Here is a 12,324-nt window from a genome sequence, read left to right on the forward strand (position 1 = left end):
GGCGAGACCGGCAGCATACACGCGGATCGATGCAATGCCATGGGTCATCGGCGGCAGGCCGCTCGCGCAGGTAAACGCGGGTTCCGCTTGATCGCACCGCGCCCGCATGGTCATCCTCGCGCGATGCCTGCAACGCGCTTCCCGCCCGACCTGATGACCGCCGCGCTCGCGCTGCATGACAATCGCCTCCCCGACGCCGAGCGCGGCCTCAAGGCCTATCTCAAGCGCGATCCGTTCGATGCGCGCGCGATCCGCATGCTCGCCGAGCTTGCCGGGCGGATCGGGCGGCTGAAGGATGCCGAAACCCTGCTGCGCCGCGCCGTCGAGATTGCCCCGGCGTTCACGGCGGCACGCGCCAATCTCGCACTCGTCCTCTACCGCCAGAACCGCGCGAGCGACGCGCTGGCGGAGCTCGACCTCCTGCTCGAAGCCGAGCCCGATCACCCCGGCCATGCCAATCTCAAGGCCGCGACGCTCGGCCGATTGGGCGCGTTCGAGGACGCCATCCTGCTCTACGAGCGCGTCCTGGCAGAGGCGCCCGCCCAGCCCAAGCTGTGGATGAGCTATGGCCATATGCTCAAAACGGTGGGGCGCCAGGCCGACGGCGTCGCCGCCTATCGCAAGGCGCTCGATCTCGCGCCGACGTTGGGCGAAGCCTGGTGGAGCCTCGCCAACCTCAAAACCGTGCGCTTCGACGATGCCGACATCGCGGCGATGGAAGCGGCGCAGGACGCGCCCGGCATCGGCGACGAGGATCGTTTTCACTTGGATTTCGCACTCGGCAAGGCGTTCGAGGACCGGCGCGAGGCCGATCGCGCCTTCGCGCATTATGCTGCGGGCAACGCGCTGCGCCGCACGCAACTGGTCTACGACGCCGACGAGACCGAGACATTCGTCGACGATTGCATCGCCATCGCCACACCCGCTTTCTTCGCCCAGCGAACCGGCTGGGGCAGCGAGGCGCGCGATCCGATCTTCATCCTCGGCATGCCGCGTGCGGGCTCGACCCTGATCGAGCAGATCCTCGCCAGCCACAGTGCGATCGAGGGGACGACCGAGCTTCCCGACCTCCCTGCCCTCGCCCGCAAGATTCCCGATTATCCGCACGGCCTGACGGAGCTGACCGCCGATCGCGCCCGCGCGCTCGGCGAGGAGTATCTGCGCCGCACCGCGGTCCAGCGCCGCACCGATCGGCCGCTGTTCGTCGATAAGCTCCCCAACAACTGGGCGCATGTCGTGCTGCTCCGGCTGATCCTGCCCCATGCGACGATCATCGACGCGCGCCGCGAACCGCGCGCCTGCTGCTTCTCCAACTTCAAGCAGCATTTCGCGCGCGGCCAGGCGTTCAGCTATGCGCTCGACGATATGGGTCGCTATTATCGCGACTATGTGCGGCTGATGACGCATCTCGATGCAGTCCAGCCCGGCCGGGTCCACCGCGTCATCCACGAAGCGCTGGTCGCGGACACCGAGACCGAGGTCCGCCGGCTGCTCGACGCGTGCGGCGTCGAGTTCGAGCCCGCTTGCCTTGCCTTCCACGAGACCGAGCGCGCGGTGCGTACCGCCAGCTCCGAACAGGTACGCCAGCCGATCTTCACCGGCGGCGACCGCGCCTGGCGCCCGTTCGAAGTGCATCTCGGCCCGCTCATCGATGCGCTCGGCCCGGTGGTCGCGACCTATCCGGATGCACCGCCAAATCCATAACGTTGCAGAAACGTCACGCTTTGCGGAAGATCGCGCTTGCCCAAATCCACAGCATTGACGGCTGCTGCGATGCAGCACAGTCTCCGGTTACATTGTTGTGACGCTGGGGGCCGTGAATGAATTCTGTGCGCCGTGCTGTGATCTCGGGCTTGCTCGCTTCGACTGCCCTGTCCCTTCCAGCCATGGCGCAGGCCCAGGATGCGCAGAGTAGCGCTTCCGATCTGCCGCCCGACCAGGAGGAGATCGTCGTCACTGCGCAGAAGCGCGACGAGAACATCCAGTCGGTCCCGATCAGCATCCAGGCGATCGGCACGCGCAAGCTCGATCAGCTCAACATCTCGAACTTCAACGAATATACCCAGTTGCTGCCCTCGGTCGCGTTCCAGACCACCCAGCCGGGGTCGACCACCGTCTATATGCGCGGCGTCGCCTCGGGCGGCGACGGCAACCATTCGGGCTCGCTGCCCTCGGTCGGTTCCTATCTCGACGAGCAGCCGGTGACGACGATCGGCGGCACGCTCGACGTCCATATCTATGACGTCGCCCGGATCGAAAGCCTCGCCGGGCCGCAGGGCACGCTGTATGGCGCGTCGAGCCAGGCGGGCACGATCCGCATCATCACCAACAAGCCCGATACCAATGCCTTTGAAGGCCGAGTGGATATCGAGGGCAACACCGTTTCGCATGGCGGCCAGGGCGGCAAGATCGAGGGCATGATCAACACGCCGCTCTCGCCCTGGGCGGCGCTGCGCGTCGTGGGCTTCTATCAGCGCGACGCCGGCTATATCGACAATGTCGCGGGCACGCGAACCTTCTGCGGCACCCCGACCTTCGATCAAAACGGCGACATCAACGGCTGCATCAAGGACGGAATCAGCGTCAAGAACGATGCGTTCGTCGAGGACAATTACAACGACACCGAAACCTGGGGCGGCCGCGCTGCGCTCAAGGTCGATCTCGACGACAACTGGACCGTCACGCCGGCCGTGCTCTATCAGGAATCGCGCAGCCACGGCGTCTATGGCTATGATCCGCAGGTCGGCGACCTCGAGGTCCAGCATTTCTATCCGGAAAACCGCAAGGACCGCTTCATCCAGGGCGCGCTGACGATCGAGGGCAAGATCGGCAACTGGGACGTGACCTATGCCGGCGCCTATCTCGACCGAAAGGCCTATTCCTCGACCGACTATACCGATTATTCCGAGGCGTACGACAATCTCTACGCCTCGGTCGGCGGGCTTGCAGGCTATTTCTATTACCAGGACAATGCCGGCAACACGATCGATCCGCGCCAGCGAGTGATCGGCACCGATCACTTCAAGAAGACCAGCCAGGAGCTGCGCGTCGCCTCGCCATCGGAGGATCCGTTCCGCCTCGTCGCCGGGCTGTTCTACCAGCGCCAGTCGAACCTGATCCACCAGGATTATCAGATCCCCGGCCTTGGCGACGACGTCTCGGTCAACGGGTCGCCCGGCACACTGTGGCTCACCCAGCAGCACCGCGTCGACAAGGACTATGCAATGTTCGGCGAGGCAAGCCTCGACCTCTCGAGCAAGCTGACTTTCACCGCCGGCGCCCGTGCCTATATCTACGACAATTCGCTGATCGGCTTCTTCGGCTTCGGCCGCAATCCGGGTGTCGATCCCGCCGACGGCCGTCCGTACACCGCCTCGCCGTTCAATGCCGCGCGCAGCTCGCGCACCGGCATGGCGGGCTGCTACCTCGCCGACGGGACGACCTTGCGCGACGCCTATCTGAACGGCGGCAACACCGCGGCGCTGCTGCCGGCGGCCGTCTCGGGCAGCCCGTGCACCAATCTCGCCACCTATCAGAGCGGCAAGCTGATCCCCAAGGCGACCGAGGGCCAGGGCGTCACCTATCGCTTCAACCTCACCTACAAGCCGAGCGACGGGCTGCTGTTCTACGCCGTGGCGTCGAGCGGCTTCCGCCCGGGCGGGATCAACCGGCGCGGCGACGTCGCGCCCTATGATGCCGACAAGCTCTACAATTACGAGCTTGGCTGGAAGACCACGCTGGCGGGTGGCAAGCTGCGCTTCAACGGCGCGATCTACCAGCAGCAATGGAAGGCGTTCCAATTCTCCTTCCTCGGGCCGAACAGCTTCACGATCATCCAGAACGGGCCGGATGCGCGGATCCGCGGCATCGAGATGGATGCCAACGCCACCTTCGGCGGCCTCAACCTGACCGCCGCAGGCTCGTATACCGATGCCAAGACCCGGCAGGATCTGTGCGAAACGCAGACCTGCATCGGCGATGGCAGCGATATCCTCGCGCCCGCCGGCACCCGCCTGCCGGTGACCCCGCGCTTCAAGATCAGCGGGACGGCGCGCTATGCCGTGCCGGTCGGATCGGGACGCGCCTATGTCCAGGGCCTGATTGCGCACCAGAGCTCGGCCTCGTCGGACATCCGCGTCGAAAAGGCAGCGGCGCTTGGCCGGCTCCAACCCTATACGACCGGCAATCTCGCGGTCGGCTTCGAACTTTCACGCTACACGTTCGAGCTGTTCTCGCAGAACATCTGGGACGAGCGCGGCGAGATCTCGCGGTTCCAGGAGTGCGGCGCATGCGACCAGCGGCCCTATATCGTGCCGATCACCCCGCGGACGATCGGGATCCGGGCCGGGGCGAAGTTCTGATCCGTGGCCGGCCTCAGGGCCGGCTACGACCCTTCTGCTCGAGACGGTTCAACCGCGCGAGCAAGTCTGCGGCGCGATCGGGATAGCGCAGCGCAAGATCGCTTTTCTCGCCCGGGTCGTCGGCGAGATTGTAGAGCTGGGTGCGCGCCGAGGTGCCGATCGCATTGCCGTGGAATTGCTGGGGGTCGACGCTGGCGCGGATCAGCTTCCAGTCGCCTTCGCGGATGGCCAGGATACGATCGCCGCTGCTCGCAACGGTGTTGCCCGTCGTCACCATGAGCTTGGTATCCTCGACCACATAGGTCCGCCCCGCTTCGCTGCGCCCGAGCAGCGGCGCGAGCATGTCGAAGCTGTCGACTGCAGCATCCGATGGCAGCGCCTGCCCGACCAGATCTGCGAGCGAGGCGATCAGATCGACATGGTCGATGATCGCCTTGGAAACATGGCCTTTGCGGACCTGTCCCGGCCAGCAGGTGATCATCGGCACGCGGGTTCCGCCTTCGAGGATGCTGTACTTGCCGCCGCTATACGGCCCGGCCGGTCGGTGCGCGCCGGCCCGCTCGGCCGCGCCATCGGCATAGCCGTCGAACAGGATCGGGCCGTTGTCGCTGCTGAAGACGACCAACGTGTCGTCCGCGAGCCCGAGCTCTTCGAGCGTCCGGATCAGCGCGCCCACCGTCCAATCGAGCTGGAGAATCGCATCGCCGCGCGATCCCAGCCCCGACTTGCCGACGAAGCGCGGATGCGGCGCGCGTGGCACATGCGGCTCGTTGACCGCATAATAGAGGAAGAAGGGGCGATCCTTTTGCGCGCTGACGAACGCCACGGCCTTGCCGAGAAGCACGTCGCTCAACTGCTCGTCCTGCCACCGCGCCGCCTGCCCGCCGGTCATGTAGCCGATCCGGCTGATGCCGTTGACGATCGTATTCGAATGTTCGGGATCGGCACCGAATTTGCGCTGATCGGGGTTCTCCGCGCCGGTCGGCTCGGTGCCGATCTTGCGGTGATAATCGACGCGGATCGGATCGGTGGGATCGAGATTTACGACGCGGCGATTTTCGATCAGCACGGTCGGCACGCGATCGAGCGTAGCGGGCAGGAAGAAGCCATAGTCGAAGCCGATGTCGAGCGGCCCGGGCGCGATCACGCCGTTCCAATCGACATGGCCGTCTCCCAGGCCGAGATGCCATTTGCCGACGAGCCCGGTGGCATACCCCGCCTTTTTGAGCATCGCCGGCAGCGTGTATTTGCCCGGCCGGATCAGTGCCGGCGCGTCGCCCGGCAGGATCTGCGTGCCCGATGCGCGCCAGGCATAGTCGCCGGTCAGCAGCGCATAGCGCGACGGCGTGCACGTCGCCGAGGGCGAATGGGCATTGACGAAGCGCGTCCCCCGCGCCGCCAGCGCGTCGATGTTCGGCGTGGCGATGGCAGTCGCGCCATAGCAGCTGAGATCGCCATAGCCGAGATCGTCGGCATAGATCACGACGATGTTGGGCTTGCGCGGGCTTGCCGCAAAGGCACGCGGGGCAGCGCACACCGCTGCGCCCGCCAGCAACATCCCACGGCGCGTCATCGCTGTGTTCAAAAGGGCCTTATCCTCTCTCCATTCCGCCTCGCGGTCGCGCGAATTATTATCATATTAAATGACAAAATAATAGACGCGCCTGCAATAGGACGGGCGCACGACGCGAAGCGCATACGCGCGACCCTTATCGGCGCTCAGTCTTCAGGCGAATGGTCGAGATAGTCGAGCACATCGTCGATCAGCTTGGCCATCGCGGCGCTTGCGACATCCGGCTTGCCCGCAGCGATCGCCTGATAGACCGCCTCGTGATCGCCGATGCACGCCTTGCCGCCTGCCTGGCGGTTGGTGATGCGGATCGACGTGCGCAGCGCCGTCGCCACGATGTCGCGGAACTGCGAGAGGAACGGGTTGCCCGAGGCGCGCAGGATCGCAACGTGGAACTCGATGTCCGCGGAAAGCGGATCGTCGCGGCCCTCTGCCGCCTCCTGCATCCGGCGGAGCCCGGCGAGGATCGCGGTCACCTGCGAAGGCGTGGCGCGGCGCGCGGCCCAGGCCGCGGCCTGGGGCTCGACGGTCAAACGCAGCTCGTTGAACTGGCGCAGCAGCGTGCGCGAGAGCTTCTGCTCCATCAGCCAGCGCAGCACGTCGACGTCGAACAGGTTCCAATTCTCTTCGGGCTGGACATAGGTGCCCACCTTGGGCCGCGCGCCGAGCAGCCCCTTGGCGGTGATCATCTTGATCGCCTCGCGCGTGACCGAGCGGCTGATGCCCAGCTCCCGGGTCAGATCGCCCTCGGTCGGGAACGGGCGGCTGTTATATTCGCCGCGCACGATCGCGCGGCCGACGGTGTCGACCATGTTCAGCGTCAGCGTCCGGCCGGGCGGACCGAATTCTTCCAGCCCTTCCCTCGGCACCGTCGCCATCGTCTCGCCATCCCCATCGGCACCGCTGCCAACCTGGCGCCCTTTACGGTGCTAGCGGAAAGCGGCGGGAATGAACAAGGGTGCCGCACCAGGCCGGCCGCCGTTGCCTGACGATCGCTTATCTCGCAGGAGGCGCATGCCCGGTCGCCGCCCGCGCCCGCATCAACTTCGTCCTGGACAATCGATGACCCATCCCCCCTTCCCGGCATGCGCCACATCCCCGGCGGCACCTTCGCAATGGGGTCCGAGCGCTTCTATCCCGAAGAGGCGCCGGTGCGCCGGGTACGCGTCAATTCCTTCTGGATCGACGAGGCGCCGGTGACCAATGCCGACTTCGCCCGCTTCGTCGCCGAAACCGGCCATGTCACGTCGGCCGAGATCGCCCCCGATCCCGCCGACTATCCGGGCATGCCCTCCGAACTCGCTCAGCCGGGATCGGCGGTGTTCGAGAAAACGCTGGGGCCGGTCGATATCGGCGATCCTTCGAACTGGTGGCAGTTCCGGCTCGGCGCCGACTGGCGGCATCCGCTGGGGCCGGGCAGCACGATCGACGGGATCGAGACGCATCCGGTGGTGCATGTCACGGCGAGCGACGCCGAAGCCTATGCTGCCTGGGCCGGCAAGCGCCTGCCGAGCGAAGCCGAATGGGAATTCGCCGCGCGCGGCGGACTGGAGGGCGCCGACTATGCCTGGGGCGACGAACTGAGCCCGGGCGGCCAGATCCTCGCCAACACCTGGTTCGGCCTGTTCCCCTTCGCCAACCAGAGCCCGCATGGCTGGCAGCGCACCTCGCCCGTGCGCAGCTTCCCGCCAAACGGCCATGGCCTGTACGACATGATCGGCAATGTCTGGGAATGGACCGCCGACTGGTATGCCGAGCCCAAGGCCGCGGCGAAGCGGAAGGACAGCTGCTGCGTCAGCGAGAACCCGCGCGGCGCCTCGAAGCACGCCAGCCGCGATCCGGCCAGCGGCTTTGCGCGGCGCGTGGTCAAGGGCGGCTCGCATCTCTGCGCGGCCAATTACTGCCGGCGTTACCGTCCCGCCGCACGCCATCCCGAGACGATCGACACCTCGACCAGCCATATCGGGTTTCGCTGCGCCTTCAGCGGGTGAGTGCCCTAGGACATTCGATCTTCACTCGAACGCGCTCCCCTCCCTGCAAGGGAGGGGTTGGGGGTGGGTGCGCGCGTCTGCGCGCCCGAGGACTCAATCCGCAGCTGGGATAAAAGAAGCGGCCGGGGCATCGAGCCCCGACCGCTTCTGACCCACCCCTGACCCCTCCCTTGCAGGGAGGGGGAAGTTAATGTCGGTACGCCGTTAATGCGGGGCGCGCTCGACGCTCAGCCGCGAGATCAGGATCGCGGCGCGCTTGGCCTGGCGGCGGATGCTGGTGAGATCGACCGTCTCGCCGGGGGCATGGTCGCCGGTGCTGTAGGTGCCGAGCCCGGCCAGGCTGTCGACATCGGCGGCGACGAACGAGATGTCGCCGGCGCCGCGCTTCAACGGATCGAGCGGCGCCATCTCGGCGAGGCCGAGGTCGCGGTTGACGCCGTTGAGCGCGGCGAGCAGCGCCTTGTTGCCCGGCGTCGGCGCCATCGCCGGATAGCCTTCGCCGAACTCGATTTTGGCGTCGGTGCCCGGCGCGTGGGCGGCGACGATCGCTTCCATCTTCGCCCGCACCCGCGCTGTCTGCTCGGGGCTGAGCGTGCGGAAATCGCCGGTGGCGACCGCGGTTTCGGCAATGATGTTGGTCTTGCCGCCGGCCTTGGCATTCCCGCTCTCGTCGATCTCGGCGCGCGCCCCGCCGGCGATCACCCCGGCATTGAAGGTCAGGTTCGGCTCGGGCAGGTCCTTGCGGAAGGCAGTCAGGATGCGGGCGAGCTCGGTGATCGCGCCGTCGCCATATTCGGGGGTGAAGATCAGCGAGCTGTGCCCGGTCTTGCCGGTCGCGGTGATCCGCCAGTCGGTCACCGATCGCCGCGCGATCGATCCCATGTCCTTGCCGCCATCGATCACCAGCCCCTCGAAATCGAGCGCGACATCGGCGCGTTTGCCCGCGGCGATCAGGTCGGCGCGCGAAAGCGCCAGCGGACTGCCGGCATCCTCCTCGTCGCCAGTCAGCACGATCTCGATATTGGCGCCCTTGAGCGTGCCCGCCGCCTGCATCGCCTGGAGCGCGGCGACGATCACGACCATCCCGCCCTTGTCGTCGCCGGCGCCCGGCCCTTCCGCCTTGTCACCGCTGCGCACGAACTTCTGGAAGGGCGAACTGAGCTCGAACACGGTATCGAGATGGCCGATCAGCAGGATGCGCTTAGCGCCCGGCTTGCCCTTGTGGATCGCGATCAGATGGCCCGCGCGCTGCACCGCGTCCATCGGCTTCCAGCGGACGGCGAAACCGAGCGGCTCCAGCTCGGCGCGCATCATCTCGCCGACCCTGGTCACGCCGTCGCGGTTGAGCGTGCCGCTATTCTGGTCGACCAGCTTCTGGAGCAGCGCCACCGACGCGTCGAACCCGGCGTCTACCGTCTTGTCGATCGCTCTTTCCGCGCGCGAGAGCTGCGCCGCCGCCGGCGTGGCCGCCAGCATGGCCACGGCAGCGAGCGCTCCGCGCATCACAGCTTGGCCCCGCCCAGCTTGTAGGTCAGCTGGAGATAGAAGCTGCGCCCGACGCCATCGAACCACGAAATGTCGTAATAGGGATAGCTGCTGTACGTGCGGTCCTTGATCGGGTTCTGATCGAACAGATTGTTGACCGTGCCCGAGAGGCGCAAGCGATCGCTCAGGTCGACCTGGACCGACAGATTGAACAGGTAGCTCGCCTTGATATAGGCGTCCTCGGCATAATTGGGCAGGCGGCTCAGCCGCTGGCCGTTGAGCGTGGTCGAGACGCGGCCGAGATCCCAGGTCAGGCTCGCCGTCGCCTTGTCGCTGGGGATGTAATAGCCGCTCTCGAACGCCAGCTTGTCGATCACCGGATCGCCAGGATATTGGCGGATCGTGTGGCCCAGCACATAGGTGTAGCTGCCCGACAGCGCGAATTGGCCGATGCCGGCGGTGGGCACGCGCAGGTGCATCGCGAAATCGATGCCGTCGGTGGTCTCTTCGGCGATGTTGATCGGGTTGATCGAGACCGACTGGATCTCGCCCTCCAGCGCGCCGCTGGCATAGCGCTGGACGCGGGCGAGCGCATCGACGCAGGTCGGCGTGGTGCCGCCGGTCGCGCGGCAATCGGCTTCGTCGCGCAGCACCGTGTCGATGCTCATGTTGAGCACCTGGTTCTTCATCTTCACGCGGAAATAGTCCGCCGAGAAATCGAAGTTGCGCGCCGGCTGGAAGAAGATGCCGGCATTGAGCGACGTCGAGGTTTCGGGGCGCAGGCGGCGATTGCCGTTGTGCTTCGCAATGAAATCGACATCGTCATAGCTGCAGTCGTCGATCTCCTGATCGGTCTGCGCGCAGAGATAATAATCGGTGCCGCCGGTATGCGTGTTGCCCGGCCCCTTGAAGATGTAATGGAGATCGGGCGCGCGGAACCCCGTGCCATAGGCGCCGCGGATCAGCAGGCTCTTCATCGGGCGCAGCTCGGCGCCGAGATTGTAGGTGAACTTGCCGAAGCCGTTCCCGGCAAAGGCATAATGATCGTAGCGGCCCGCGCCGCTCAGCTCGAGAAAGCTGAACGCGGGCACGCGCAGCTCGCCGCCCGCCCCCCAATGTTGGCGGGTGCCGTGGCCGTCTGAATCGACCAGGCCGACATAATATTGCTGCAGCGCCAGCGGATCGGGGTTCATCTCATAGCCCTGATCGCCGATCTCGGCGACCGCGGCAAAGCCGACCGGACCGGCGGGAAGATCGAACAGGCTGGTGGTGTTGATCGTCGCCGAGACGTTGTTGACCCAGGTCTTGGGCCGATAGGTCGAGAGCGCCGTGATCGATTGATATTCGCTCGGAGTCAGCGGCGTATAGAGCCGCGAGACATCGGCGTCGAAGATCGCATAGCCGCTATCGTCGTCCACGCCCTGCTGCTGGCCGAGGAACAGCGCATTGGCCTTGTCGATCACGACCTGGGGGAATTCGATCTTCGAGCTGTATTCGGCGTGATTATAGGCGAGCTCGTAGTTCCACTTGCCGCCGAGCTGGCCCTTGATGCCCGGCGTGATGTTGTAGGTGATCGAGCGATTGCGCGTCATCCCCTTGTCGAGCCCGCCCATCTCCTCGGGGGTGAACAGGCGATACCAATTGTCTAGCTGCGCGCCGCTAGAAGTGAGGTCGGTCGGCATATTGGGGTTGAAGAAGGTGCCTTCCTCATTGCCGTCGGGCGCGACATAGAACCAGTCGAGCGTGTCTTTGAACAGCTTGAGCTTCGAATAGCTCGCCTGGACGTCGACGAAGAACTGGACGTGATCGCTGAAATCATAGCCGATCGAGCCATAGCCGCTGATCGAGCGGCGCTCGCTGATCGTCGTGCCATAGCCGATCGCCTCGTTGCTGCCGCAATACCGGCCATCGACATATTCATCGTTCGCGATGTCATAGCCATATTCGGGCCGGGCGGCGTAATAGGTCGTCCCGCCGTTGAGCTTGGAAAGCGATGCGCAGACGCTCGCGCCCGGATCGAGATAATCGTTATCCTCGTCGGTGCGCAGGAAGTTGCGCCGGGCGATCGCCGTGGAGGGCGACGGGCTGTCCAGCGTCGAATCCTGGAGCTTGCGCTGATAGGCCCAGAGCGGGCGCTGATCGAGCAGCTCGACGCCGATCACGCCGTGGAAGCCCCCGGTTTCCCAGCCAGTGGTGAGCGACAGCCGCTGCGAGGTGCCGCCGCCATGTTCGGTGAAGCCGGCGCGATAATCGATCCGCGTGCCATCGGGCTTGGACTTGAGCTGGAAGTTCACCACGCCCGAAATCGCGTCCGAGCCATAGATCGCGGAGGCGCTGCCGCTCAGCACTTGCAGCTGGTCGATCAGCCCGACCGGGATGTTCGAAATGTCGGTGAAGTTGCTGTTGCCGCCAAAAGGCAGCGGGAAATCGGCGATGCGGCGGCCATTGACCAGCACCAGCGTGTGATTGGGGCCTAGCCCGCGCAGATCGACCTGCTGAGCGCCGGGGGTGAAGTCGGCACCGGAGAAGCTCTGCTGGCTCTGCGTCTCGCCGCCATTCTGGGTGATCGCGCGCAGCACGTCGGGCACGCTCTGATAGCCGTTGCGCAGGATGTCTTCGGAGGTGATCGTGGTCACCGGCGCCGGGCCCTCGGCCTGGACGCGCGGGATGCGCGAACCGAGCACGACGATCTCGGGATCGGCGCTGTCGGCCCGCGCGGCGCTGTCGAGTTGCGGGTCGGCAGTCTGCGCCATTGCCGCGGGGGCCCAGACAAAGGCTGTTCCGGCCAATGCCGACGCGATGATATTCCGATAGCGCATATGCGATCCCCCGTTGCGTGTTGACATATTGATATCGCTGCGCTGCAAAATGGAATAACAAAAATGCAATATGATCGCGCATTTCGCACGATCTGAAA

7 protein-coding genes are annotated in these 12,324 nt (G+C 65.6%); 3 read left to right on the forward strand and 4 right to left on the reverse strand.

Going from position 1 to position 12,324, the window contains the following annotated elements:
• Positions 1-123: 123 nt before the first annotated feature.
• Together AB2M62_RS10830 and AB2M62_RS10835 are read left to right on the forward strand one after the other, a co-directional pair.
• Positions 124-1,704 carry a sulfotransferase gene (locus AB2M62_RS10830; protein ID WP_404333641.1) on the forward strand — a complete coding sequence of 527 codons (1,581 nt, stop codon included), beginning with the start codon at positions 124-126 and terminating at the stop codon, positions 1,702-1,704.
• 116 nt (positions 1,705-1,820) lie between these two features.
• Positions 1,821-4,361: a TonB-dependent receptor gene (locus tag AB2M62_RS10835; RefSeq protein ID WP_404333643.1), complete on the forward strand. Its 2,541-nt coding sequence runs from the start codon at positions 1,821-1,823 to the stop codon at positions 4,359-4,361.
• Positions 4,362-4,374: 13 nt separating this feature from the next.
• On the opposite strand, the gene AB2M62_RS10840 is transcribed toward AB2M62_RS10835, so the two are convergent.
• Together AB2M62_RS10840 and AB2M62_RS10845 are read right to left on the reverse strand one after the other, a co-directional pair.
• Positions 4,375-5,934, reverse strand: coding sequence for an arylsulfatase (locus tag AB2M62_RS10840; protein ID WP_404333645.1), 1,560 nt, complete (start codon positions 5,932-5,934; stop codon positions 4,375-4,377).
• Between the two features lie 146 nt (positions 5,935-6,080).
• Entirely contained in the window at positions 6,081-6,809 is a 729-nt protein-coding gene (locus AB2M62_RS10845) for a FadR/GntR family transcriptional regulator (protein ID WP_404333647.1), read from the reverse strand.
• Positions 6,810-7,016: 207 nt separating this feature from the next.
• On the opposite strand from AB2M62_RS10845, the gene AB2M62_RS10850 reads away from it, so the two are divergent.
• On the forward strand, positions 7,017-7,922 hold the full coding sequence (locus AB2M62_RS10850; RefSeq protein WP_404333649.1) for a formylglycine-generating enzyme family protein: 906 nt from the start codon (positions 7,017-7,019) through the stop codon (positions 7,920-7,922).
• 204 nt (positions 7,923-8,126) lie between these two features.
• On the opposite strand, the gene AB2M62_RS10855 is transcribed toward AB2M62_RS10850, so the two are convergent.
• The gene (locus tag AB2M62_RS10855; protein WP_404339906.1) at positions 8,127-9,425 is read right to left on the reverse strand and encodes a M20/M25/M40 family metallo-hydrolase; all 1,299 of its coding nucleotides are present in this window, start codon (positions 9,423-9,425) and stop codon (positions 8,127-8,129) included.
• A complete protein-coding gene (locus tag AB2M62_RS10860) occupies positions 9,425-12,226 on the reverse strand; it encodes a TonB-dependent receptor plug domain-containing protein (protein ID WP_404333651.1) in 2,802 nt (933 codons plus the stop codon). The genes AB2M62_RS10855 and AB2M62_RS10860 overlap by 1 nt, the downstream gene beginning before the upstream one ends.
• Positions 12,227-12,324 lie beyond the last annotated feature (98 nt).

Source organism: Sphingomonas sp. MMS12-HWE2-04 (genome assembly GCF_044881185.1).
In the GTDB taxonomy this organism is placed as follows: domain Bacteria; phylum Pseudomonadota; class Alphaproteobacteria; order Sphingomonadales; family Sphingomonadaceae; genus Sphingomonas.